The organism is Lichenicoccus roseus (assembly GCF_005844085.1).
Classification (GTDB): domain Bacteria; phylum Pseudomonadota; class Alphaproteobacteria; order Acetobacterales; family Acetobacteraceae; genus Lichenicoccus; species Lichenicoccus roseus.
The window spans coordinates 650,089-673,068 of sequence record NZ_VCDI01000003.1 but is presented as its reverse complement, the minus strand read 5'-3'; the positions used below and the strand labels follow the sequence as shown (position 1 = coordinate 673,068).

23 protein-coding genes are annotated in these 22,980 nt (G+C 70.0%); 12 read left to right on the top strand and 11 right to left on the bottom strand.

Going from position 1 to position 22,980, the window contains the following annotated elements:
* Positions 1-67 precede the first annotated feature (67 nt).
* The 6 genes from FE263_RS12330 (at position 68) to FE263_RS12305 (ending at position 5,281) form a co-directional block, all read left to right on the top strand.
* Positions 68-820, top strand: coding sequence for a response regulator transcription factor (locus tag FE263_RS12330; protein WP_138326256.1), 753 nt, complete (start codon positions 68-70; stop codon positions 818-820).
* On the top strand, positions 813-1,904 hold the full coding sequence (locus FE263_RS12325) for a sensor histidine kinase (protein ID WP_138326255.1): 1,092 nt from the start codon (positions 813-815) through the stop codon (positions 1,902-1,904). Before FE263_RS12330 ends, FE263_RS12325 begins: the two co-directional genes overlap by 8 nt.
* Positions 1,891-2,808, top strand: a complete 918-nt coding sequence (locus tag FE263_RS12320; protein WP_138326254.1) for a LysR family transcriptional regulator — start codon at positions 1,891-1,893, stop codon at positions 2,806-2,808. Before FE263_RS12325 ends, FE263_RS12320 begins: the two co-directional genes overlap by 14 nt.
* 110 nt (positions 2,809-2,918) lie before the next feature.
* A complete protein-coding gene (locus tag FE263_RS12315; RefSeq protein WP_138326253.1) occupies positions 2,919-3,335 on the top strand; it encodes a DoxX family protein in 417 nt (138 codons plus the stop codon).
* A gap of 27 nt (positions 3,336-3,362) precedes the next feature.
* Complete coding sequence (locus FE263_RS12310) at positions 3,363-4,238, top strand: VOC family protein (RefSeq protein ID WP_138326252.1); 876 nt, start codon at positions 3,363-3,365, stop codon at positions 4,236-4,238.
* Between the two features lie 50 nt (positions 4,239-4,288).
* Complete coding sequence (locus tag FE263_RS12305; protein WP_138326251.1) at positions 4,289-5,281, top strand: glutathione S-transferase family protein; 993 nt, start codon at positions 4,289-4,291, stop codon at positions 5,279-5,281.
* A 22-nt stretch (positions 5,282-5,303) separates the two neighbouring features.
* Here the strand turns inward: FE263_RS12305 and FE263_RS12300 are convergent, their stop codons facing one another.
* The 4 genes from FE263_RS12300 to FE263_RS12285 form a co-directional block, all read right to left on the bottom strand.
* Complete coding sequence (locus tag FE263_RS12300; protein ID WP_138326250.1) at positions 5,304-7,316, bottom strand: OPT family oligopeptide transporter; 2,013 nt, start codon at positions 7,314-7,316, stop codon at positions 5,304-5,306.
* Positions 7,277-9,157, bottom strand: a complete 1,881-nt coding sequence (gene cobT / locus FE263_RS12295; protein ID WP_138326249.1) for a cobaltochelatase subunit CobT — start codon at positions 9,155-9,157, stop codon at positions 7,277-7,279. Before cobT ends, FE263_RS12300 begins: the two co-directional genes overlap by 40 nt.
* A gap of 1 nt (position 9,158) precedes the next feature.
* The gene (gene cobS / locus FE263_RS12290) at positions 9,159-10,238 is read right to left on the bottom strand and encodes a cobaltochelatase subunit CobS (RefSeq protein ID WP_138326248.1); all 1,080 of its coding nucleotides are present in this window, start codon (positions 10,236-10,238) and stop codon (positions 9,159-9,161) included.
* Between the two features lie 76 nt (positions 10,239-10,314).
* Positions 10,315-10,938: a J domain-containing protein gene (locus FE263_RS12285; RefSeq protein WP_171034084.1), complete on the bottom strand. Its 624-nt coding sequence runs from the start codon at positions 10,936-10,938 to the stop codon at positions 10,315-10,317.
* 53 nt (positions 10,939-10,991) lie between these two features.
* Here FE263_RS12285 and FE263_RS12280 point away from each other — a divergent pair, with 53 nt between their 5' ends.
* On the top strand, positions 10,992-11,303 hold the full coding sequence (locus tag FE263_RS12280; protein ID WP_240759425.1) for a BolA family protein: 312 nt from the start codon (positions 10,992-10,994) through the stop codon (positions 11,301-11,303).
* Between the two features lie 3 nt (positions 11,304-11,306).
* On the opposite strand, the gene FE263_RS12275 is transcribed toward FE263_RS12280, so the two are convergent.
* From FE263_RS12275 to FE263_RS12265, 3 genes are all read right to left on the bottom strand, one after another.
* The gene (locus tag FE263_RS12275; RefSeq protein ID WP_138326246.1) at positions 11,307-12,329 is read right to left on the bottom strand and encodes an NADP-dependent oxidoreductase; all 1,023 of its coding nucleotides are present in this window, start codon (positions 12,327-12,329) and stop codon (positions 11,307-11,309) included.
* The gene (locus FE263_RS12270) at positions 12,326-13,222 is read right to left on the bottom strand and encodes a slipin family protein (protein ID WP_138326245.1); all 897 of its coding nucleotides are present in this window, start codon (positions 13,220-13,222) and stop codon (positions 12,326-12,328) included. Before FE263_RS12270 ends, FE263_RS12275 begins: the two co-directional genes overlap by 4 nt.
* A 67-nt stretch (positions 13,223-13,289) precedes the next feature.
* Positions 13,290-13,904: an ankyrin repeat domain-containing protein gene (locus tag FE263_RS12265; RefSeq protein WP_138326244.1), complete on the bottom strand. Its 615-nt coding sequence runs from the start codon at positions 13,902-13,904 to the stop codon at positions 13,290-13,292.
* Positions 13,905-14,150: 246 nt separating this feature from the next.
* On the opposite strand from FE263_RS12265, the gene FE263_RS12260 reads away from it, so the two are divergent.
* The 3 genes from FE263_RS12260 to hglS are packed head-to-tail and all read left to right on the top strand — an operon-like array spanning position 14,151 to position 17,320.
* Positions 14,151-15,350: an acyltransferase family protein gene (locus FE263_RS12260; RefSeq protein WP_171034068.1), complete on the top strand. Its 1,200-nt coding sequence runs from the start codon at positions 14,151-14,153 to the stop codon at positions 15,348-15,350.
* Positions 15,347-16,021 carry a CoA pyrophosphatase gene (locus FE263_RS22395; RefSeq protein WP_205880350.1) on the top strand — a complete coding sequence of 225 codons (675 nt, stop codon included), beginning with the start codon at positions 15,347-15,349 and terminating at the stop codon, positions 16,019-16,021. The genes FE263_RS12260 and FE263_RS22395 overlap by 4 nt, the downstream gene beginning before the upstream one ends.
* A gap of 27 nt (positions 16,022-16,048) precedes the next feature.
* Positions 16,049-17,320 (top strand): 2-oxoadipate dioxygenase/decarboxylase HglS, encoded by a 1,272-nt coding sequence (gene hglS / locus FE263_RS22390; protein WP_240759424.1) that lies wholly within the window; start codon positions 16,049-16,051, stop codon positions 17,318-17,320.
* Positions 17,321-17,418: 98 nt separating this feature from the next.
* Here the strand turns inward: hglS and amaB are convergent, their stop codons facing one another.
* The 3 genes from amaB to FE263_RS12240 all read right to left on the bottom strand — a co-directional run bounded on the left by amaB (position 17,419) and on the right by FE263_RS12240 (position 21,093).
* The gene (gene amaB, locus FE263_RS12250) at positions 17,419-18,960 is read right to left on the bottom strand and encodes an L-piperidine-6-carboxylate dehydrogenase (protein ID WP_138326242.1); all 1,542 of its coding nucleotides are present in this window, start codon (positions 18,958-18,960) and stop codon (positions 17,419-17,421) included.
* A gap of 99 nt (positions 18,961-19,059) precedes the next feature.
* Complete coding sequence (locus tag FE263_RS12245) at positions 19,060-19,293, bottom strand: hypothetical protein (RefSeq protein WP_138326241.1); 234 nt, start codon at positions 19,291-19,293, stop codon at positions 19,060-19,062.
* Positions 19,294-19,587: 294 nt separating this feature from the next.
* On the bottom strand, positions 19,588-21,093 hold the full coding sequence (locus tag FE263_RS12240) for an amino acid permease (RefSeq protein WP_138326349.1): 1,506 nt from the start codon (positions 21,091-21,093) through the stop codon (positions 19,588-19,590).
* A 151-nt stretch (positions 21,094-21,244) separates the two neighbouring features.
* On the opposite strand from FE263_RS12240, the gene FE263_RS12235 reads away from it, so the two are divergent.
* Positions 21,245-22,153, top strand: coding sequence for a glycosyltransferase family 2 protein (locus FE263_RS12235; RefSeq protein WP_138326240.1), 909 nt, complete (start codon positions 21,245-21,247; stop codon positions 22,151-22,153).
* 77 nt (positions 22,154-22,230) lie between these two features.
* Positions 22,231-22,485: a hypothetical protein gene (locus tag FE263_RS12230; RefSeq protein ID WP_138326239.1), complete on the top strand. Its 255-nt coding sequence runs from the start codon at positions 22,231-22,233 to the stop codon at positions 22,483-22,485.
* A gap of 22 nt (positions 22,486-22,507) precedes the next feature.
* Here the strand turns inward: FE263_RS12230 and FE263_RS12225 are convergent, their stop codons facing one another.
* Complete coding sequence (locus FE263_RS12225; RefSeq protein WP_138326238.1) at positions 22,508-22,933, bottom strand: DUF2934 domain-containing protein; 426 nt, start codon at positions 22,931-22,933, stop codon at positions 22,508-22,510.
* Positions 22,934-22,980 lie beyond the last annotated feature (47 nt).

Sequence of the window (22,980 nt, the reverse complement as noted above, 5' to 3'; positions counted from 1 at the left end):
CCTTGCGTCGGTTCGCGGTGCGGGATTTCATAACCTGGAAGTGCCGCCTGTTGCGGGGGATCAACCTATGCGTGTCCTGCTCGTGGAGGATCATCGCGCCTTGCGCGAGATGATGACGGCGCATCTGCGCGGTGGCGGCTTCGTGACCGACGCGGTGGCGCGCGGCGACGAGGCCCTGGCGGCCGCCTCGACCAGCATCTACGACGTGGTCGTACTGGATCTGGGTTTGCCGGACCTCGATGGCATCACGGTGTTGAGGACGCTGCGTGCCGGACCCGCGGCGGATGTTCCGGTGCTGGTGCTCACCGCGCGCGACGCCATCGGGGACCGTGTGCAGGGGCTCGATGCCGGCGCCGACGACTACCTGCTCAAGCCCTTCGACCTGAACGAGTTCGATGCGCGGCTGCGTTCGGTGCTGCGCCGGCCCGGGCTGCGTCGCACGACGGTGCTGGATCTCGGCATCCTGACCTTCGATGCCGAGGCGCGCGAGGCCCGCATCCGCGGAGTGCTGCTCGATCTCTCCCGGCGCGAGCTGTCGCTGCTTGAGGAGCTGGTGCGGGCCGTTGGGCGCACGGTGGTCCGCGACATGCTGGAGGACCGGCTCTACGGCCTGAGCGATGCGGTCAGTGGCAATGCGCTTGAAGCCGCGGTGTCGCGGTTGCGCCGACATCTGGCGCGTGCCGGCGGGGAGGACATCGTCATCGAAACCATCAGGGGCATCGGCTACCGGCTGGTAGTGCGCGGTCCTGTCGCACCTGATCCGGCCGCACCTGATCCGGCCGCACCTGATCCGGCCGCTCCTGATCCGGCCGATGCCTGAACGGACGATCCGGCTGTCGCACTTCGCCCGCACGCCCGCCTTCAACAGTCTGGCTGCGCGGCTGGTCGGCTCGATGTCGGTCCTGCTGTTCGGTGGCCTCGCGGCGGTATCGGGACTGCACTCGCTCGAACGCGGTCGCGACCTGGCTGCCAGGATCGGCCGCCTGCTGCTTGGCGACGAACTGCCGGAGCCATGGCAGGACCTCGCCATCCTGCTGCCGTTCAGCCTGCTGGTTCTGGTCCTGATCGCGGTGGTGACACGCTGGAGTCTGCGCCCGCTGCGGCTCGCCTCCGAGGAAGCGCGGCGCGCCGGGCCGGATCATCCGGACGCGCGCATCTCGACGCGCAGGCTGCCCAGCGAATTGCGTCCGTTGGCGGATGCGGTCAACGCGGCGCTCGACCGCCTCACCGCCGCCTACGAGACCGAGCGCCGCTTCACCGCGGATGCCGCGCACGAGCTCCGTACCCCGCTTGCCGCCCTCAGCCTGCGCCTGCAACGCAGCCGGCGATTTGGCGTGGAGATCGAGTGGACGGCAATGGAGGCGGATATCGCGGCGATGCGGCAACTGGTCGAGGGTCTGCTCGATCTCGCGCGCAAGGAGGCGGGCGGACGCCGCTTCGCCACGCTGAACTTCTCCCGCATCGTGCGCGAGGCCGCCGCCGGGGTGCATCCGATGATCGAGGAGGCCGGCCGGCGCCTGGTCGTGGAGGCGCCGGCCAGCGTCAGGCTGCGCGGCGAGGCCAACGATCTGCGCGACCTGGTGCGCAACCTGGTGCAGAACGCCCTGGTGCATGGCGGCGGCCGGATCGCCCTTCGGCTCCGCGGCGAGCACGATGGCACGGTCGTCCTCGATGTCGCCGACGAGGGGGAGGGCATCCAGCAGGCCGAGCGGGAGGCGGTCTTCGAGCGTTTCCGCAAAGGGCCGGGCGCAGGGGCAGGGAGCGGCCTGGGCCTCGCCATCGCGCGCGCGGTGGCGACCGCGCACGGCGGCCAGGTCACCATCCCGCCGGGGCCGGGCTCGCTGGTGCGGGTGATGCTGCCTGGCGAGGCCTCGGGCGTCGGAGGCCGGAATGGAGCGGCTTGATTGCGATCGCATGCTGGTGGCGGTGCTCGCGACCGGGAGTTTCGCGGCAGCGGCCAGGCGCCTCGGGACAAGCAGCGGCCAGGCTTCCAAGCTGGTCTCGAAACTGGAGGCGGATCTCGGCGTGCAGCTGATCAAGCGCACGACGCGCGCGCTCGCAGCCACCGAGGTCGGACAAGCCTACTACGAGCGGATCAGGCCGCTGCTGGAGGAACTCGACGCCCTGGATGCGTCGGTGCGGCAGGCCTCCGGCGCACCCAGCGGCAGCCTGCGGATCACGGCGCCGTTCTCCTTCGGGACCACGCAGCTCGCGCCCGTCCTGATCGACTTCGCGCGCGCGTTCCCGCTGATCCAGCTGGACGTGGGCTTCTCGGACCGGATCGTGCACCTGGTCGACGAGGGCTTCGATGCGGCCATCCGGATCGTCGACAGGCCCGGCGACAGCAGCCTGATCGCGCGCAGGCTGTGCGACATCCGGCTCGTCCTGGCCGCGGCCCCGGCCTACCTCGAGGCGCGCGGCGAGCCGGTCGAGCCCTCCGACCTGGCGGGGCATGACTGCATCGTCGACACCAACTTCGCCGATCCGCTGAACTGGCCGTTCCGGCGCGGCCACGCGACGGCAACCGTCTCCGTGCCGGTCGAGGGCCGGCTGCGCTTCGCCAGCGGCGAAGCCTGCATCGCGGCCGCCTCGGCCGGGATGGGCATCACCCGGGTGCCGAGCTTCATGGCGGGTCAAGGCTTTCGCGCCGGCACCGTCCGGCCCGTCCTGGCGGCCTTCGAGGTGGCGCCGATCGGCCTGTATGCGGTCTATCCTCCCACCCGCCACCTGGCGCTGAAGGTCCGCGTCCTGGTCGACTTCCTGGCCTCCTGCTATCGCGGCCAGCCGGAGTGGGAGCGCGGATGGTGATCTGGTCGCTTCCGTTCCGGAAGGAATAACCTCCGGACCGCCCGGATAATCATCTCGCCGGAACCGGCTCATCTTCCTTCGCAGCAACCCCTGCAGAAGGAGACCTCCTCATGATCGACACCCGCACCGCACCCTACGCTTCCCTGGTCCTGCGCCTCTCCATGGGCATCCTGTTCCTGGCGCATTTCGGGCTGAAGTTCTTCGTCTTCACACCCGCCGGTACCGCGCACTTCTTCGCATCCCTCGGCCTGCCACCGGTACTCGCCTACGTCGTCATGGCGTGGGAACTCGCCGGCGCGGTGGCGCTGATCCTCGGCGTCTGGACGCGCCTCGTGGCCCTTGCCCTGATCCCCGACCTGCTGGGCGCCATCCTCACGGTGCACGGCCGAGCCGGCTTCTTCTTCAACGACGCCAACGGCGGCTGGGAGTATCCCGCCTTCTGGATCGTCGGCCTGGCCACCCTGGCGCTCATCGGCGACGGCCCGTTTGCGCTGCAGCCGACCAGCGTCCCGGCGATCACCCGCTAGATCGAAACACTCAAAGGAAGACCAACCATGACCGCTCCACTCTCGATGGGTCGCGTCGCCTTGACCGTCAACGATCTGGAAGGCACCAGTGCCTTCTACCGGCAGGTGGTCGGCCTGCATCCGATCGATGCCGATGCCGGCACCGTCCGGCTGGGTGCCGGCGATACTGTCCTGCTCGAGCTGCGCCGCGACGCATCGGCCCGCCGACGGTCGCAGCGCGAGGCGGGGCTGTTCCACACCGCGTTCCTGCTGCCGACCCGCGCGGATCTCGGCGCCTGGGCCAGGCACGCGTCGGAAGCGCGGGCCCCGGTCGTCGGCGCCTCCGACCACGTCGTCAGCGAAGCAATCTACCTCACCGACCCGGAAGGCAACGGCGTGGAGATCTATGCGGACCGGCCGGCAGCCGGGTGGCGGAGGCAGGACGGCCTGGTGGTGATGCGGACCGACGCGCTCGATGTCGAAGACCTCCTGGCCAGTGCCGGCACGCTGCGCTGGCAGGGCTTCCCGGCCGGCTCCACCATCGGCCACGTGCATCTCCAGGTCGGTGCCATCGCGCCGGCCGAGGCCTTCTATGCCGGGACCCTCGGGCTCGCGGTGACCAGCCGCTACCCCGGCGGCACCTTCTACGCCGCCGGCGAATACCACCACCACCTCGCGACCAACATCTGGAGCAGCCGCGGCGCCGGCGTGCGGAGCGAGCCTTCGACCGGGCTGGCCGATGTCGAGCTCATCCTGGAGCCGGAAATGCTCCAGGCGGTTCGAACGCGGCTCGCCGCGACGACACCGACCGCGGCCGAGGACAGGACGCGCCTGTCGCTGACCGATCCCTGGGGTACCCGGATCACCCTCGTCGCCGGCCAGCAGGCTGTCGAGGAAGCATTCGCCGAGGCATCGTCATCCTGACCGGCAGGCGCCCGACTGCAGAACAGACACTCCTGAGAGGAGAATGAGCAATGCTGGTCGACGGCAAGTGGACGGAAGACTGGCAACCGGTGCAGGCGACTGACGCCAAGGGCGGCTTCGTCCGTCAGGTCTCCGGCTTCCGCAACTGGATCACCCCGGACGGGGCAGCGGGCCCGAGCGGGGAAAGTGGCTTCGAGGCGGAGGCCGGGCGCTACCACCTCTACGTCGCGTTGGTCTGCCCCTGGGCCTCGCGCACGCTGATCACCCGCAAACTCAAGCAGCTCGAGACGGTCGTATCGGTCAGCGTCGTGGAACCGGCGCTGTCCGACCAGGGCTGGCGCTTCGGGGATTATCCCGGCTCCGACCGGGACACCCTGAACGGCGTGACCTACCTGCATGAGATCTACACGCGGGCCGACCCCGTCCATACCGGCCGCGCCACCGTGCCGGTGCTGTGGGACAAGCGGCGCATGACGATCGTCAACAACGAGTCCGCCGACATCGTGCGGATGTTCGACATCGGCTTCGGCGCCCTGGCCAGCCGGATGGAGCTTTATCCGGCGCCGCTGCAGGCCGACATCGACGCGCTGGATGCGCGCATCTATCCGTCGCTCAACAACGGCGTCTATCGCACCGGTTTCGCCACCACCCAGGGCGCCTACGAAGCGGCATTCGCCGATGTGTTCGGCATGCTCGACGAGCTGGAGGTGCGTCTCGGCGAACGCGGACCCTACCTGTTCGGCGATGCCCTGACCGAGGCGGACGTGCGGCTGTTCGTGACGCTGGTGCGCTTCGACGTGGCCTACCATGGCCTCTTCAAGTGCAACCTGCGCCGGCTCGCCGACTATCCGGCGCTGAGCGCCTACCTGTCGCGTATCCTGCTCGTTCCGGGCATCCGGGAGACGGTCGACATCGACCACATCAAGCGGGGCTACTATTCGATCAAGGCGCTCAACCCGAACGGGATCGTGCCGCTCGGTCCGGATCTTCCAGGCCTTGATCCGGTGACGCTGCACGGCAATGGAACCGGAAGGTCGTCGTGATGGGCGAACCTGCCGCGCGGGCTCAAGCCGGTGCCCGCACCACATGGCGGACGAAACCGACGCAGATCACGACGAATGCCGCAAGTCCCAGCCATGCGGCGGTCGCGGCATAGCCCGATCCGGTCAGCGACAGCACGTCCTCGCGGCCACTGGCGCCGATCACCGCAGCCAGCGCCACCCCCATCAGGCTTTCGCCGGCGATGAAGCCGGAGGCCAGCATCACGCCGCGCCGGCGGTGGCCGTCGAGCATGCTATCGGTGGCGGCACCCGCGCTCCGCCGCAGCCGGCCGGTCAGCCAGGAGAGCAGGGCGCCGATCACCAGCGTCACCGTTACCGTCGGCGGCAGGTAGAGTCCGAGCCCCACCGCCAGCACCGGCAAGCCGGGACCGCGCCGCTTGAGCAGCGTATCGCCGATCACCAGCAGCACCCCCAGGCCGACGCCGATCAGGATCATCGTCCAGTCGAGCTGGTGCAGGAAGATGCCGCGCGCGATCGTCGCCATCAGGGTGGCCTGCGGCGCGGCGAGCGCCTGCGCCGGATCCATGCCGGCATGCGGCATCGCGCCGGTGAAGCCGTAGGCAGAGTAGAGCAGGTTGAGCACCGGCGGGATCACCGCCGCACCGACCACCACGCCCACCATCAGCACGACCTGCTGCCGCCACGGGGTCGCGCCGACCAGCTGGCCGGTCTTGAGGTCCTGCAGGTTGTCGTTGGAGATGGTTGCAGCGGCCAGGATCGCCGAGGTCACGAACAGCACCGAGGCGATGGCGAGGCTGCGATGGTCGGCGGCGAACTCGGTGGGCAGCGCTCCTGCCGCATCGAGGGCCAGCAGCAGCAGCGAGACCAGCACGACGGCGAGGATGGCAATGCCGGAGATCGGACTGGACGACGATCCGACGATACCCGCCATGTAGCCGCAGGCGGCCGCCACCAGGAAGCCGAACAGCAGGCAGACCAGGGTGCAGGCAGCGGCGAGGGCGAGCGCAGCGCCAGGATGCGGCGCGCCGGCCAGGAAGAAGCTGCAGAAGCAGGCCATCAGGCACAGCAGCATCAGGATTCCGAGGCCGATGATGACGGGCGGCGCGAGGTCACGGTCCGTGCGCTCTCCGGTCGCATGATCCCGTCGCGTGAGGGCGGAGCGCAGTCCGGCGACGACGGGCCCGGCAAGTCCGAGCAGGGTCCAGATCGCCGCAACCGCGATGGTGCCGGCGCCGATGAAGCGCACCTTGTGCGACCACAGCGCGGTGGCGAAGGCGGCATTGCCGAGGCCGGCCGGGTGCGGCGTGATCGCCGTCAGCACCGGCACCGCGACGCCCCAGCCGAGAACCGCGCCGAGCAGGATCGCCAGCCCGCCGCCGATCCCGACCAGGTAGCCGGCGCCGACCAGGGCGAGCGAGAAGCCGGTGGAGAGCCGGAACAGTGCGGACCCGGCGGCGAGCGTCACGCTGACGCTGTCGGCGAGCAGGCCGAGCCCGCCGCTGGCGAGGCTGAACAGCGCCGCGATCACGCCTCCCGCAAGCAGCTCGCGCAGGCCGCTGTTGCCGGCGCCGCCGATCTCGCCGGCGCGCAGGATCTCGGCCGCCGCGGTGCCTTCGGGGTAGGGTAGCGCGCTGCCGGTGACCAGCGCGCGGCGCAGCGGAATGGTGAACAGCACGCCGAGGATGCCACCGGCGGCGCAGACCGCCATCACCCACACATAGGGAAAGCCGTGCCAGTGGCCGATCATCAGCATGCCGGGCAGCACGAAGATCACCGAGCTCAACGTGCCCGCCGCCGAGGCCTGGGTTTGCACCATGTTGTTCTCGAGGATGCCGCCGCCGCCGAGGGCGCGCAGCACCGCCATCGATATCACCGCCGCCGGGATCGAGGAAGCAAAGGTCAGGCCGACCTTGAGGCCGAGATAGACGTTGGAGGCGGTGAAGACGACGGTGATAAGCGCCCCGAGGACCAACCCGCGCAGGGTCAGCTCGCGGATGCCGATCGACGTGCCGGACACTAGGCGACCAGGGCGCTGATGCGTTCCTGTCGCAGCCATTCCCGGCGCGCATCCTCGTCGAACAGCTCGGACAGCTTGGCCATCATGGTGCCGCCCAACTCCTCGGCATCGGTGATGGTGACGGCGCGGCGATAGTAGCGCGTCACGTCGTGGCCGATGCCGATCGCGATCAGCTCGACCGCCTGCCGGCTCTCGATGTCCTGGATCACCTCGCGCAGGTGGCGCTCCAGGTAAGAACCCGAATTCACCGACAGCGTGCTGTCGTCGACCGGCGCGCCGTCGCTGATCACCATCAGGATGCGGCGGCTCTCGCGCCGACCGAGCAGCCGCTTGTAGGCCCACAGCAGCGCCTCGCCGTCGATGTTCTCCTTCAGCAGCCCCTCGCGCAGCATCAGCCCGAGATTGCGGCGCGCCCGGCGCCACGGCATGTCGGCGGACTTGTAGATGATGTGGCGCAGGTCGTTCAGCCGGCCCGGCTCGCGCGGCTTGCCCTCGGCGACCCAGCGCTCCCGGCTTTGGCCGCCCTTCCAGGCGCGGGTGGTGAAGCCGAGCACCTCGACCTTGACCGCGCAGCGCTCGAGCGTGCGTGCCAGGATGTCGCCGCACATCGCCGCCACGGTGATCGGCCGGCCGCGCATCGAGCCGGAGTTGTCGATCAGCAGCGTCACCACCGTATCGCGGAAGTCGGTGTCGCGCTCATGCTTGTAGGAGAGCGAAAGCGTCGGGTTCACCACCACCCGGGCCAGCCGGCCGGCATCCAGGATGCCCTCCTCGAGGTCGAACTCCCAGGCCCGCATCTGCTGCGCCATCAGCCGGCGCTGCAACCGGTTGGCAAGCTTGGAGACCACGCCGGACAGGTTGAGCAGCTGCTGGTCGAGTTGCTGGCGCAGCCGGGCCAGCTCCTCGGCGTCGCACAGGTCCTCGGCGGCGATCTCCTCGTCGAACTGCCTGATGAACGCCTTATAGGTCGGGCCCGCCTCGACCTCGCGCGGCGGGCGCTGCGGCTGTGGGCCACCCGGGCGATCCTCGCCCTCGGCGGAGCCTTCCTGCTCCTCGCCCGGCTCGTCATCCTCCTCCGCGGCGCCGGAGCGGGCGAATTCGGGGGTCGGCGACGGCTCCATGTCGCTGCCGTCGTCACCGGCACCGTCCTCCGGCGTAGGCGGCTTGTCGCCAGCCTGATCCTCGCTCTCCTCGTCGGACTGGGCGGTGTCGTCCTGCTCGTCCTGCTCGGCCTCCATCTCGGCTTCAGCGAGATCGTAGGCTGCGAGCAGCCGGCGGGCAGCGCGGGTGAAAGCCCCCTGGTCGTCCTGCGCGCGCGCCATCTCGTCGAAGGCGGCATCGGCGCCATCGCCCATCGCCTCGCGCCACTGCGCCAGCACCGCCTGCGCGGCGCGCGGCGACGGCGTGCCCGACATCCGCTCGCGCGCCAGCAGGCCGAGTGCCGCCGCCACCGGCATCTGCTCCTTGCGGGTCATGCGCGCGTAGCCGCCCTGCTCGCATTCCTGCGTCAGCCGCTCGAGCAGGTTGGCAGCGACGCCTCCCATGTGGCGTGCGCCGACCACCTCGAGCCGGGCCTGCTCGAGCGCGTCGTAGACCTCGCGGGCCTCGCGCGGGGCGGGGGTGCGGGCGGCGTGCACCCGGCTGTCATGATGGCGAAGGCGCAGTCCGGCGGCATCGGCTGCACCGCGCAGGCGGGCGATTTCCGGCGCAGCCAAGCTGCGTGCCGGCTGCGGCAGGCGCACCCGGTTGCCGACCACATTGCCGGGACCGGCCTGGAAGGTCACCTGGACGTCGGGCTTGCCGCCGATCGCACGCAGAGCCCCCGCGGTCGCCCGCTTGAATGCCTCCGCGCGGCTGTTGGGGTCGTTGCGGCCGCTCATTTCAGCGCGCGCGGACCTGGCTGCGTTCCTGCGTACTGGCGGAGATCGGCAGGGAAGCGGTCAGCTCTTCGTTGAAGCAGCGCTGGTAGTATTCGGCGACCGTCGGCCGTTCCGCCTCGTCGCACTTGTTGAGGAAGGTGAGCCGGAACGCGAAGCCGAGATCGTCGAATATCTGTGCGTTCTCGGCCCAGGTGATGACGGTGCGCGGCGACATCACGGTCGAGATGTCGCCGTTTATGAAGCCGGCACGCGTGAGGTCGGCGAGCGCCACCATGCTTTCGACGCGGCGCTTGATGGCGCCGTTGCGGCCGTCCCAGCCCATCTTGGACAGCACGATCGCGGTCTCCTGCGCATGCGGCAGGTAGTTCAGCGTGGTGACGATGTTCCAGCGATCCATCTGGCCCTGGTTGATCTGCTGGGTGCCGTGATAGAGGCCCGTCGTGTCTCCGAGGCCCACCGTGTTGGCGGTGGCGAACAGGCGGAACGCCGGGTGCGGCCGGATCACCCGGTTCTGGTCAAGCAGCGTCAGGCGGCCTTCCACCTCCAGCACGCGCTGGATCACGAACATCACGTCGGGACGCCCGGCATCGTACTCGTCGAAGGTGAGCGCGCAGGCGTGCTGCAGAGCCCAAGGCAGCAGCCCCTCGCGGAACTCGGTGATCTGCTTGCCGTCCTTCAGGACGATGGCGTCCTTGCCGACCAGGTCGATACGGCTGATGTGGCTGTCGAGGTTGATGCGGATGCACGGCCAGTTCAGCCGGGCTGCCACCTGCTCGATATGGCTCGACTTCCCGGTGCCGTGGTAGCCCTGGATCATCACCCGTCGGTTGAAGGCGAACCCGGCCAGGATGGCGAGCGTGGTCTCGCGGTCGAAGCGGTAGGCGGTGTCGATCTCCGGCACGTGCTCGGTGCGACGCGAGAACGCCGGAACGTCGATGTCGCTCTCGATGCCGAAGGTGTCACGGGCGGACAGCCGGATGTCCGGCAGGCCGAGCGAGGAGGTCGAGGCGAGGCCGGGCTCCCCCAACCCTCCCGCGCGTGCCTCGTTGCCGGCTCCAGCCAGATCCGCGATCTCGTCCATGTAGTTGTCCTGTCCTGTGCGCCCGGAAGCGTGGTCCTGCCCACGCCGGCCTGGGCCGGCGGTGAGCGGTAGCGGTTCAACCCGCTTCGGCGAGGCCGGTTTGCCGCTGGCCCTGAAGATGGGTCCTCAGCGCCGTATACGCCACGTTGATGGTCTTCAGCCGTTCCTCGGCGGCGCGGTCGCCGCCGTTGGCATCCGGATGATGGCGTCGGGCCAGTGTCTTGTAGCGGGTCTTGAGTTCCTGCATCGACACCGGCCACGGCAGGCCGAGCGTGTCGAGCGGCTGGCGTAGTTCGGCCGGCCGCTGGTCGACCTTGCGCGTGCTGCCGCGGCGGGCGGCGGCACCGTTCAGCAGGCCGAGCGGGTCGAGGACCGCCGCCTCGTCGAAGGCGCGGGCTGCCTGCGCGCCGCCCAGGTGGCCAAGCCGCCAGGAGGGCCGGTTCCACGACACATCGGCACGCAGGTGCGCCTCGATCTGGCCGGGGTTCATGCCCTTGTAGAAGTCCCACCGCGCATTGTACTCGCGCACGTGGGGCAGGCAGAACCACCAGTATTCCTGCAGGCTGTCGCGCGAACGCGGCGCCCGGTAGCCTGCGGGCTCGGTGCAGTCCGCCATGTCGCAAAGCCGGCCCGGGGCGTCCGGGTCGGGGTCGAAAGCCCGGTGGCGCGTGTTCCTGTGTCGCGGGTTCCTGGGGATCATCAAGGCGTTTATGTGCGCCCCCTGGCATGGGGTGCAAGAGGCAACGGGGGACGATGATGGGCTTGACACCGACCGGGCGCGAACAGCGGCTGCGGGCTGCGATCGAGCAGCATTTCCAACCGCAGTCGCTGGTCATCGAGGATGAAAGCGCGCGCCATGCGGGGCATGCCGGGGTGCGCGAGAGTGGCGCCGCCGGCGGCGAGACGCACTATGCGATGCTGGTGGTGAGCGAGGCGTTCGCGGGTCTCGGCCGGGTGCAGCGCTCCAGGCTGGTGCACGAGGCGCTGGATAGCGAGTTCAGGAGCGGGCTGCACGCCTTGTCGCTGACCCTGCGCACCCCGCAGGAGGCGGCCGGCATCCGCTAGCGGTCAGGGCCGTATCAGCAGCTTGCCGAAGTTGCGGCCTTCCAGCATGCCGATGAACGCCTCCGGTGCGCGCTCCAGCCCGTCGACGACGTCCTCGCGGGTGCGGACGTCGCCATTCCTGACCCAGGCCGCCATCTCTGCGAGGAAGGCGTCGTGGCGGTCGCGGAAATCGTACACGATGAAGCCGCGCACGGTCAGCCGGCGACGCAGGATGGCGCCCATCGCGCCCGCCAGCCGGTCGGGACCCGCGCGCTCGCCGGTCCGCGCGTTGTAGGTGGCGACGACGCCGCAGACCGGCACGCGCGCGAACGGGTTGAGCAGCGGCAGCACGGCGTCGAACACCGCCCCGCCGACATTCTCGAAATAGACGTCGATGCCTTTCGGGCAGGCGGCGGCGAGCTTTTCCGGGAAGTGCGGATCACGGTGATCGACGGCGGCGTCGAAGCCGAATTCCTCGATCAGCGCCGCACACTTGCGCGCTCCGCCGGCGATGCCGACGCTGCGCGCGCCGCGCAACCGCGCCACCTGGCCGACGGTGGCACCGACCGGACCGGTGGCGGCGGCGACCACCAGCGTCTCGCCGGCCTGCGGCTGGCCGATCCGGTCCAGGCCGACCCAGGCGGTGAAGCCGGGCATGCCGAGGACCCCGAGCGCGGTGCTGACCGGTCCCAGCGCCGGATCGACGCGCGCCAGGTGGTCCGCAGGCAGCACAGCATGCGACTGCCAGCCGCCCTGGCAGCGCACCACGTCGCCGGTGGCGAACTGCGCGACCGTGCTGCGCACGACCTCGGCGACGGTCTCGCCGACCATCACCCCTCCGAGCGCCACCGGCTCCGCATAACTCTTCGCATCGCTCATGCGGCCGCGCATGTAGGGGTCGAGGGAGAGGTAGAGCACGCGCACCACCACCTCGCCGGGGCCGGGCTCCGGCAGGGGGTGCGTCTCGATGCGGAAGTCGGACGCGACAGGCGCACCGTCCGGGCGGGATGCCAGGACGATCCTGGTCAGGTGGTCGCTGCCGCTCATGTCTGCCGCTCCGGTTCGGGAGGCTGCGACGGCCGTTCCGGCCCCTGCGCCGCCGCGACCGCCAGCGCCGACGCCATCAGCGCGGCCGACGGGCGGCCCATGCTGTCGGCCATCGAGGTCGGCAGCAGGATGGTGGCGCCACGGTCCTTGTTCATCTCGTAGATGCGGTTGATCTGCAGGATCTGCATCGCGGTCGGCGAGCGGTCGTAGGTGCGCGCCGCCTCCTCGAGCTCGGTCGCGACCTCGCGCTCGGCGGCGGCCAGGGTGACGCGCGCCTGGCGCTCCCGCCCGGCCTGCGCCTGCCGGCTCATCGCGTCCTGCAGGCTGCGCGGCAGCATCACGTCGCGTATCTCGACACCCTGCACGGTGATGCCCCAGTCGCCGATCTTGGCGGCGATGGAGTCGCGCAGGACGGTGTCGATATGCTTGCGGTCCTCCAGCAGGGTCGCGAGGTCGGTGGCGCCGATCATCTCGCGCAGGCTGGTCTGTGCCACCAGCGAGACGGAGCCCGCATAATCCATCAGCACGGTGATGGCGCGCTCCGGATCGGCAACCTTCCAGAACACGATGGCGTCGACGTCCACCGGCGTGGTGTCGCGGGTGAGCGTCTGCTCGGTGGCGATCGGCGTGGTCTGGATGCGCAGGTCGACCATGCCGGCGACGCTGTCCACCACCGGGATGATCATGAACAGGCCGGGACCGCGGGTGCCCTGCATCCGGCCGGCGCGAAGCACCACCGCGCGCTCCCATTGCCGTGCCATGCGCAGGCTGGAAGGCGCGAGGAAGGCCAGGATGGCCAGCGGGACCGCCAGCAGCGGCTGGTGCAGCAGCACGAAGGATGCGGCGGCGGCGGCGAGCAGGATGACCGCGATGCCGGTCGCGATCGGGTTCATGCTGTTCAGGAAGGCTCCTTCGAAACCTTAGCGGTGATCGGCCGGCCGGCTGCCGCCGGGACCTGCGCTAGCTGCCACCGAAGCCGAGGAAGCCGACATCGGGCCGGGCGGCGCCGCCATCCTCGGCAAGTCTCCTGGCCCGCATGTCGGCGGCCTCCTGCACCGGCGAGCGCCTGCGGGTGGCGCTTGCGGACACCGCGACACCACCGTCGCCGCCGGTCTGGGCGGAGGCAAGCTGCGTCCCGGTATCAGTGGTGCCGGCCCCGCGCATGGAGAGCAGCAGGAAGGTGATGTCGTTGCGGTTGAGGTCGATCGCCATGTCGAGCGGCTTCTGGCCGAGGATGTTGACCGCCTGCAGGTCGGCGCCGCGTGACAGCGCCTCTTTCGCGGCGGTGAGGTCGCCGCGGTTGATGGCATCGAACAGGGCGGCGTTCGGGTTGACGTCGAGCGCCGCGTGGCCCCGTGGCGCCGCATCGTCGCTGGGCACAGCGCCGGGCAGGGCGGGTGGCGGGGCTGCCGCCGCCGCTGCCGCCTTGGCCTCCTCCGCGGCGGCGTCGTTGGCGCCGCCGCCGCCGCCCGCGCCCCCGCCACCTACGCTCATCTGGGCCTGTGCCGCAGCCGGCGGCAGCAGACAGGCTCCGCTGACGAGGCAGGCGACGAGGAGAGGGCGGATCACGGACATGCGGCAATCTCTGATCTGTTGCTCGTTGGCTCGCCGGCGCGGCCATATGGCCCGGTCACAGGCCGAAAAATAAATCCGGATGACAGTGCAACCGAACCGGGACAACCGCAAGCCCGGGCGACCGCGTCCGGGATGCGTTCGGCAGCGAAAGCAGAACCGTGATTACGGTTGCCACGACTACGGGCCGCCGTCTCTAACTGGACGAGGCAGTCCGACCTGCCGATCCCAACCGGAGGCCGATGCCTGTTGCCCAGCCTGGCCAATGCAGCCCGTTCATCCCGCGACGCAGCCCCGGACCTGGCTCGCGGGGCGAGCGCAGCGGACCCCCTGGGGCGTCATGAACTTCCTGCCCTGACCTCTATCCGCGGACTGCTGGCCTGGTGGGTGGTGGTGTTCCACTTCGCCCCGTCGGCGCCATTCCACGCCGCGGCGCACCAGGTCTTCATCGCCAAGGGCATCGTCGCGGTCGACTGCTTCTTCGTGCTGTCCGGCTTCGTGCTCTGCCATGTCCACCCGGTCATCATCGGCCGGCGACCATTCGGCGTGGCGGACTTCCTGGTCAGCCGCCTGGCCCGGATCTATCCGTTGCACCTGGCGATGCTGGCGGCCTTCGTGCTGGTGGCCGCCAGCTATCGGCTGACCCATCCTGGCGCCCTCGGACCCGGCGCGCCGTTCGCCGACGATCGGATGCCCGGCCTGCTGCGGCAGCTCGCACTGCTGCATGGCTGGTTCCGCTGGGGTCACGAGACGGCCTGGAACGTGCCGTCCTGGTCGATCAGCAGCGAATGGGCCGCCTACATGCTGGCGCCGCTGGCGTTCCTCTGGCTGGGCCACCGTCGGCCCGGCGCGGCTTGGTTTTGCGCGGGCCTGCTGGCGGCGCTGGTGGTCTGCCTCGGCGAAATCGGCCTGCTGTTCGGCGGCGCGATGGCGTTGCCGCGCGTGCTGCTCGAATTCTGCCTCGGGGCGTCGCTGCGCAGCGGCCTGCGGCAGGGCGACGCCTGGTTGCACCGGATCCGGTCGCCCGGGCTGGCGGCGGGATGGCTCGCCGCTTTCGGCCTTGCCTGGACCGCCCACGCCGGCCTGTTCCTGGCGGCGATGATCTGGCTGCTGCTGCTGCTGTCGTTGCGCACCGGGCGTGCACAGGGAATGCTCGGACGCATCGAGCGGGTTGCGATCTATCTCGGCGAGACCTCGTTCGCGGTCTACATGTGCCATGCCTTCATCCTCATGCTCTGGAATGGCGTGGTGACCCCGCGGATGCATGGCATCCTGCTGCACAAGGTCCCGGACGCCCTGTTGCTGGCCGGCGTGATCCTGGGTTTCGCCTGCGTGCTGCACCATGCTGTCGAACTGCCGGCGCAGCGTGCCATCCGGCGCCGTTTCCGGGACTGGACACTCTCGCGGCTGGTCGAGCCGGGACCCGAGGCGCTACACGGGTATCGATGAGGACGGGACCGGAGACACGGGCGGCAACCGGCTTCCTGCCAGGGATTGCGCCGCTGGCATTCGATGCCGGATGGCTGCGCGGGCGTCTCGCCGGCCTGCCGCCGGCGCAGGATCCGGACTGGGAGACCCTGCTGCAGGGCATGGCCCCGCAGGTTGCGGCGACCCGGCCGATCCATACCCGCCTGCCGCGCCATGCCGCCGTGCTGGTGCCGCTGGTGCCGGCGCCGGACCCGATGGTGCTGCTGACCCGCCGGTCGGCGCTGCTGCGGCATCATTCCGGCCAGGTAAGCTTCCCCGGTGGCCGGCGCGACGCCGCCGATCGTGGCCCGGCGGAGACCGCCCTGCGCGAGTCGCAGGAGGAGATCGGCCTGGAGCCTTCCGCCGTCACCCTCCTCGGGCGGCTGCCGGTGCAATGGACGCATGCCAGCAACTTCCTGATCACACCTGTAGTCGGTCTGCTGTCGCCGGAGGCGCGGTGGCTCGCCGCTCCCGAGGAAGTCGACGTGATCTTCGGAATGCCGTTGCAGCAGCTGCTGGATCCGGACGCGCCGCGCCTGATCGAGGGCGGCCTGCGGCATGGCTCCTGGTCGTGGCCGCATCCCGAGCATGATATCTGGGGCGCCACCGCGGCGATCCTGCTCAGGCTTGCGGTGGCTCTGCGTGGCACCTGATCGGGCAGGGTGCGGGAGGGAATGATCGTGGTGGATCCGGATCGGCTGCGGGCGGAGTTCTCGCAGGCCATGTCGGCGATGTATCGCGCCGAGGTGCCGCTCTATGGCGAACTCGTCGCGCTGGTCGAGGCAATCAACCGGCGCGTGCTGGAGGCCGACCCGTCACTGGCCGCCTCTCATGGCCAGGACGAACGCGCCCGGCTGGATCTGGAGCGGCACGGCGCCATCCGGGTCGGCACCGCCGCCGAGCTCGGGCTGTTGCGCCGACTGTTTGGCGTGCTCGGAATGGTGCCGGTGGGCTACTACGATCTCGCCGCGGCTGGCGTGCCGGTGCACTCTACCGCATTCCGCGCCACCGGGCCGGCATCGCTGACGCGAAGCCCGTTCCGGGTCTTCACCTCCCTGCTGCGGCTCGAGCTGATCGCCGATCCGGCCCTGCGCCGGGCAGCGCAGGAGATCCTGGCGCGGCGGCGGATCGTCACCCCGAGGGCGGTGGCGTTGATCGAGCAGCACGAGCGGGAAGGCGGCCTCGACGAGCGGTCCGCTTCGGAGTTCGTACGCGAGGCGCTGGAGACCTTCCGCTGGCACGCCGAGGCGACGGTGGATGCCGCAGCCTATGGCGCGCTGCGCCAGGCGCACCCGCTGGTCGCCGACGTGGTGTGCTTCAGGGGGCCGCACATCAACCACCTGACCCCGCGGGTGCTCGATATCGACGCGGCGCAGGCGGCGATGCTCGAGCGCGGACTGCCGGCCAAGGAGCTGATCGAGGGACCGCCGCCCCGGCGCTGCCCGGTGCTGCTGCGCCAGACCAGCTTCAAGGCGCTGTCCGAGCCGGTCCGCTTCGATGGCGAGGCGGGCATCCATACGGCCCGCTTCGGCGAGATCGAGCAGCGCGGCGTGGCCCTGACGGAGGCCGGGCGGATCCGCTATGACACATGGCTGGCGTCGAACCAAAGCAGCACGATCAACGACTTGCCCGATGATCATGCGGCGTTGCGCGAGCAGGACCTGGCCTTCTATCGGTATCGACGGGTCCGGCGTCCGGATCCGCACGCCGGCCTGCAGGCGGCGATCGCAAGCGGCGCCGTGGTGGCCGAGCCGATCCTGTATGAGGATTTCCTGCCGGTCAGCGCCGCCGGGATCTTCCGCTCCAACCTGGGCGACGGTGCGGGCGAGGCAGCCCGACCCGACCCGCAACGTCCGGCGCTCGAGCAGGCGCTCGGGTGCGCGATCCTCGACGAGGTGGCGCTCTACCGGAAACAGGCGACGGCATCGGCGGCCGCCGCCATGGCCGGCTAGAGCATGATCCGATCGATCATGCTCCGCCTGACGTCTGGAAGTGCGGCATTATCCGACGCCCGGCATCACAGGGCGATCCCGGGTGATCGGAGGCTGCTCTAGGGCGCGCCGCCGTCGATATCGAACTTCACGCCCTGCGCCAGCGGCATCGTCAGGCCGTAGTTTATCGCGCTGGTGCTGCGCCGCATGTACGCCTTCCAGCTATCCGAGCCCGACTCCCGGCCGCCGCCGGTCTCCTTCTCGCCGCCGAAGGCGCCGCCGATCTCGGCACCGGACGGCCCCATGTTGACGTTGGCGATGCCGCAGTCAGAACCGATCGCCGACAGGAACAGCTCGCTCTCGCGTAGATCCCGGGTGAAGATCGACGAAGAGAGACCCTGCGGAACACCGTTCTGCAGAGCCAGCGCCTGATCGAAATCCCGGTACTTCAGCACATACAGGATCGGAGCGAAGGTCTCCTCGACCACCGGACCAGCCTGCTCCGGCATCAGCACCAATGCCGGGCGCACGTAGTACGCATCGTCGCAGCCCGCCACCGCATGGCGCTCGCCGCCATGCACCACGCCGCCCGCCTTGCGCGCCTGCTTCAGCGCCGACTGCATGCCCTTGTAGGCTGCCTGGTCGATCAGCGGGCCGACCAGCGCGTCGCCCTCCAGCGGATTGCCGACGCTGACCCCGGCATACACCGATCGAAGCCGCTGCACGAAGGCGTCGTGGATGCTCTCATGCACGATCAGCCGGCGCAGCGTGGTGCAGCGCTGCCCCGCGGTGCCCATGGCGGCAAACGCTACCGCCCGCAGCGCCAGCTCCTGGTCGGCGGAAGGGCACACGATGGAGGCGTTGTTGCCACCGAGCTCCAGGATGGCGCGGCCGAAGCGCTCCGCCACCGCCCGGCCGACCACACGGCCCATCGCCGTCGAGCCGGTGGCCGAGAGCACCGGCACCCGGCGATCCGCCACCAGGGCGGCGCCGGCCTCGCGGTCGCCGAGCACCAGGCCGCACAGGCCGGGCGGGGTGTCGCAGTGCCGGGCGGCGGCGCGCTCGAACAGGGCGATGGTCGCCAGCGCCACCAGCGGTGTCTTTTCCGACGGCTTCCAGACCACCGCGTCGCCGCAGACCAGGGCGAGGGCGGCGTTCCAGGCCCAGACCGCGACCGGGAAGTTGAACGCCGAGATCACGCCGACCACCCCGGCCGGGTGCCACTGCTCCATCATCCGGTGCTCGGGGCGCTCGCTGGTGATGGTCAGGCCGTAGAGCTGGCGCGACAGTCCGACCGCGAAGTCGCAGATGTCGATCATCTCCTGCACCTCGCCGGCGCCCTCGGACGGGATCTTGCCGGCCTCGATCGACACCAGCCGGCCGAGCGCGTCCTTGGCGGCACGCAGCTCCTCGCCGAACAGCCGCACCAGCTCGCCGCGTCGCGGCGCCGGCACCCGGCGCCACTGCAGGAACGCCTCGTGCGCCTCGCCGACCACGGCGCGCGTCGCGTCAGCGTCGAGATGGTCGACATGCGCGATCACCTCGCCGGTCAGCGGCGAGCGCACCTTGTTCGCCCCTTTCGCGACGCGGCTACGTGGCACGTCCAGCGCGGCCAGGATCGCACCGGTCTCGTAGGGCAGGTCCAGGCTCGCAGTGCTCATCAAGGCTCTCGCTCGTGTTGCGGCTGACGGCATAGGCCCGGGGCGAGCCCGGGGGAAGACCGGTTTCCCGCCCAACTACAGGTCCAGCGAAATCGGTGTTCAGGCTGCTCGCACCGAGGCGAGAGAGCCGTTCACTCCCGAGGACAGCGTCTCCGCCTGGCGGGACAGTCCGCCGGCGGCGTCCAGCACCTGTCCGGCCGATGCGCCGGTCGCGTTCGCCGTCCGCCCGACGCCCGGGATCTCGATAGCGAGATCCCCGTGCGCCAGACAATGCATGGCCAGCGTAATCGCCCGCACCGGGACTGCGATGGACTGCGTCAGCAGGAAGCCCACGGCGGTCGCGGCGAGAACCGGCAGGGTCCCGCCAGTCCGGAGGAAGACGAAGGCGGAGGAGAAGGCATCCTGCGCAGCGCGTTGCGGGCCCGCACGCTCTGCTCTTCCGTGTCCTTCAGATCCGCGATGATGGACCGGACCTGTTCCGCCGCCTTTCCCGCCCCGCTGTCTTCGAGGGCGATGAAAGCAGTCCGGGTAGCGGGATCGCTCATCAGGGCCAATTCCCTGTCCACCACATCGCGATGCCAGGCCAGGACGACGCCGTTCAGCCGGTCCCCGCGGCGCGCGGAACCGCTAGCGGCGCAGCCTGACTTCGCGTCCGAGCGCCGAGTGCCGCATGCCGTAGAAGAGATAGCAGGCGGCACCCAGCACCACATAGCCGAGCAGCAGCAGCGCCGGCACCGGATTGCCGTTGAACAGCTCGCTTACCAGGTCGATCAGCAGCGGGGCGGCCATCACGACGCAGAACAGGATGCCAAGCGCCGGCACGATGCCGATCCAGACGCCGCGGATGCGCAGCGCGCCGAGCGGCACCCGGAACGGCGGCGCCAGGTCCGGACGGGCGTTGCGCTGCCAGATCACGGTGAAGCTGACGATGCCGAAGGCAACCGTGGTGCCGAGGCTGACCAGGTCGCTGATGATGTCGATCGGCAGCGTGGCGGCGGCGGTGGCGCTGGCGACGCCTACGATGATGGTGCCGATCCAGGGCGTGCGGAAGCGCGGGTGCAGGGTGTTGAAGGCACGCGGCAGCAGGCCGTCGCGCGACATGGTGTAGAAGATGCGTGACTGGCCGTAGAGCAGCACCAGCATCACCGAGCACAGGCCGGTGACGGCGCCGACCTTGATCAGCAGGGCGAGCCAGGGCTGGTGCATGGCATCCACCGCGATCGCCAGCGGATCGGCGACGCCGAGCTTCTGGTACGGCACGATGCCGGTCAGCACGGCGGCGACGCACAGGTAGGTCACGGTGCAGATCGCCAGCGAAGTGAGGATGCCGATCGGCACGTCGCGCTTCGGGTTGCGCGCCTCGGCGGCGGCGCAGGAGACCGCCTCGAAGCCGACATACGCGAAGAAGATCACCGAGGCGGCCCTGAACACGCCGGGCACCCCGAAGCGGAAGCCGCCCTGGCTAGGCGGGATGAATGGCGTCCAGTTCGCCGGATGCACCGACGAGATGCCGAGGGCCACGAAGATCACCAGCACCGAGACCTTGATGAACACGATGACGGTGTTGACCGTGGCGCTTTCGGTGACACCGATCACCAGGATGGCGGTGACGAGCAGGCTGGCGAAGGCCGCCACCAGGTCGAGGCCGCCGCCCATCACCAGGGTGGTGAGCGGGCCGTCATGGCTGGTCAGCAGCATCGGCGTATGCAGCCAGGCGGGAACGTCGACGCCGAAATCATGCAGCAGGCTGGTGGCGTAGCCGGAGAAGCCGGCGGCAACCGCGGCGGTCGAGATCCCGTACTCGAGCAGCAGCAGCCAGCCGGTGGTCCAGGCAAACACCTCGCCGACGGCGGCGTAGGCATAGGTGTAGGCCGAGCCACTGACCGGCATCACCGACGCCAGTTCGCCGTACGAGAGGGCGGTGAACACGCAGGCGAGGCCGGCGATCAGGAACGAGATCAGCACCGCGGGGCCGGCATAGTTGGCGGCGGCGCTGCCGGTCATGACGTAGATGCCGGCGCCGATGGTCGAGCCTACTCCCAGCATGGTGAGGTTCAGCGGGCCCAGGGTGCGCTTCAGGCCGTGCGAAGCGATCTCGGCCTCGATGTGGGCGGTCGGCTTGCGCAGCATCATCCGCCGACCGGTCGATGCGCCCCCGGTCGGGCCACGAGCCGCGTCTGTGCTTTGAAGCTTTTGCATGGGACCCATGCTAAGGACGTATGAAGAGGCGGACAATGCGGGTCAAGGCCGCCAGTCCGGCTGCCCGCACCGCAAGGTTCAGCCCATGACCGACGGTCTCGTTGCACGTGAGGGCCTGGCGCGCGCCCCGCTTGCCATCGTCACCATGGTCTACAACGAGGGCGACTTCCTCCCGGTCTGGCTGCGCCACTACTGCCCGCAGGTCACACCCGAGCGCTGCCATGTCATCGACCACGGCAGCGACGACGGCAGCACCGCGGCGCATCTGCTGCCGCCGGGATTGAACCTGCTGCGCATCCCGCGCTCGCCGCAGGATGACGAGCGCCGCGCCGGCTTCGTCTCGCAATACTGCGCCGCGCTGCTGAGCTGGTACGAGAGCGTGATCTATGTCGACGTCGACGAGATGCTGGTGGCCGACCCGCTGCATCATGTGTCGTTGGCCAGCTTCGCGGCTTCGCTGCAGCCGACGGCCGTGGCGACGGCGATCGGGCTTGATGTCGTGCACAGGCCGGCGGACGAGGCAGCGCTCGACTGGACACGGCCGATCAGCTTGCAGCGGCAATGGCTGCGGTTCAGCTCCTCGATGTGCAAGCCGGCCCTGATCCGCCGGCCGATCCGCTGGGCGCCGGGTTTCCACAATATCGAGGCGGAGCCGGAGTTCTCGTCGCTGTATCTTTTCCACCTCCGCTACGCCGACATGCAGTCGGGCCTGCAGCGGCTGGCACGGACCCGGGCGCAGGCCTGGAGCCGGCCGGAGGCGGGCTCGCACCAGCGGGTCGACGATGCCGACTGGACCCGCATGCTGCACGGCATCGCAGGCCTGCCGCGACGCACCGGCCGCACGCTCGATGCCGACGACCCGGAATTGCAGGGCTGGCTCGGCCGCGTACAGGATAGCGCCACCGCCCGGCAGAAGGAGTTGTTCCGCATCGACCTGCATCTGAGTGGCGACGCGCTGTGGCGGCTGCCGCAGCGGTTCGCCGGCAGCTTCTGACCGGTAGCCGGCAACCGGGGGCGGGTCGCCCCTGTTGAACCGGCGGGTGACATGATCGCCGGCAGCCGGAGGGACGGATGGCAATCTCGGGAAACTGGACGGCAGCTTGGCTGGCGACGGCGGGCTTCGTGGCCGTGCTGGCGGGCGGCCCGGCGCAGGCTCAGCAGGCGGAGCGCCGGCCGGGTAAAGTTCCCGCCTCCGGCGTGTTGCATCCGCCCGGCCAGGTCGACCCGCAGATGACGCACCGGACCCCGAAACTGCCGGCGCAGAGCATGCCGGTCATCCGCCCGGAACTCCAGGACCGCAACGGGACCCTGACGGTCCCGCGCTGAGTTCAAGGAGTTTCCCGAGGGGCTACTTCGACTTTCCCTTCTTTGCCGACTTCGCAGCCGCCTCATTCGCCGCGGATGGCCTGGGCTTTGCGCCCTTGGGAGCCGGCGGCTCGACCGGCTCGGACTTGGCCTTGTGGCCCGGCGCATGGCCCTTCGGCACCGGCTGGCTCTCGCCCTGGTCGGCGAACCGGTCCGGGAATTCGCCGAGGTTCTCCTGCAGGAAGGCTTCCTCGACCGGCTGGGTCTGGGCCGGATCGGCGCCGGTGGTCATCGGATTCGGCAGCTGCCCGGTCTCCCCGGCGGACTGCATGCCCTCGAGTTCGCGGGCCCGCTCCCAGTAGTCGCCCTCGCGGCCGTGCGGCCGGCCGTCGGCCTCCCACAGGTGGTAGGCGCGAGTGCGGATCCGGTGATCGCGCTCGTGGTCTTCTTCAAGTGGATTACCGGCCATCAGTGTCTCCTGTCCTATCGCTGATCATCGTCCCATCCGCCCTGGCG

Bases quoted from the DNA above. Each gene is read 5' to 3' on its own strand.
- FE263_RS12330 (WP_138326256.1), top strand. From the start codon at position 68: ATGCGTGTCCTGCTCGTGGAGGATCATCGCGCCTTGCGCGAGATGATG.
- FE263_RS12325 (WP_138326255.1), top strand. From the start codon at position 813: ATGCCTGAACGGACGATCCGGCTGTCGCACTTCGCCCGCACGCCCGCC.
- FE263_RS12320 (WP_138326254.1), top strand. From the start codon at position 1,891: ATGGAGCGGCTTGATTGCGATCGCATGCTGGTGGCGGTGCTCGCGACC.
- FE263_RS12315 (WP_138326253.1), top strand. From the start codon at position 2,919: ATGATCGACACCCGCACCGCACCCTACGCTTCCCTGGTCCTGCGCCTC.
- FE263_RS12310 (WP_138326252.1), top strand. From the start codon at position 3,363: ATGACCGCTCCACTCTCGATGGGTCGCGTCGCCTTGACCGTCAACGAT.
- FE263_RS12305 (WP_138326251.1), top strand. From the start codon at position 4,289: ATGCTGGTCGACGGCAAGTGGACGGAAGACTGGCAACCGGTGCAGGCG.
- FE263_RS12300 (WP_138326250.1), bottom strand. From the start codon at position 7,316: ATGGCTGCGACAGGAACGCATCAGCGCCCTGGTCGCCTAGTGTCCGGC.
- cobT (WP_138326249.1), bottom strand. From the start codon at position 9,157: ATGAGCGGCCGCAACGACCCCAACAGCCGCGCGGAGGCATTCAAGCGG.
- cobS (WP_138326248.1), bottom strand. From the start codon at position 10,238: ATGGACGAGATCGCGGATCTGGCTGGAGCCGGCAACGAGGCACGCGCG.
- FE263_RS12285 (WP_171034084.1), bottom strand. From the start codon at position 10,938: ATGATCCCCAGGAACCCGCGACACAGGAACACGCGCCACCGGGCTTTC.
- FE263_RS12280 (WP_240759425.1), top strand. From the start codon at position 10,992: ATGATGGGCTTGACACCGACCGGGCGCGAACAGCGGCTGCGGGCTGCG.
- FE263_RS12275 (WP_138326246.1), bottom strand. From the start codon at position 12,329: ATGAGCGGCAGCGACCACCTGACCAGGATCGTCCTGGCATCCCGCCCG.
- FE263_RS12270 (WP_138326245.1), bottom strand. From the start codon at position 13,222: ATGAACCCGATCGCGACCGGCATCGCGGTCATCCTGCTCGCCGCCGCC.
- FE263_RS12265 (WP_138326244.1), bottom strand. From the start codon at position 13,904: ATGTCCGTGATCCGCCCTCTCCTCGTCGCCTGCCTCGTCAGCGGAGCC.
- FE263_RS22395 (WP_205880350.1), top strand. From the start codon at position 15,347: ATGAGGACGGGACCGGAGACACGGGCGGCAACCGGCTTCCTGCCAGGG.
- amaB (WP_138326242.1), bottom strand. From the start codon at position 18,960: ATGAGCACTGCGAGCCTGGACCTGCCCTACGAGACCGGTGCGATCCTG.
- FE263_RS12240 (WP_138326349.1), bottom strand. From the start codon at position 21,093: ATGATGCTGCGCAAGCCGACCGCCCACATCGAGGCCGAGATCGCTTCG.
- FE263_RS12235 (WP_138326240.1), top strand. From the start codon at position 21,245: ATGACCGACGGTCTCGTTGCACGTGAGGGCCTGGCGCGCGCCCCGCTT.
- FE263_RS12230 (WP_138326239.1), top strand. From the start codon at position 22,231: ATGGCAATCTCGGGAAACTGGACGGCAGCTTGGCTGGCGACGGCGGGC.
- FE263_RS12225 (WP_138326238.1), bottom strand. From the start codon at position 22,933: ATGGCCGGTAATCCACTTGAAGAAGACCACGAGCGCGATCACCGGATC.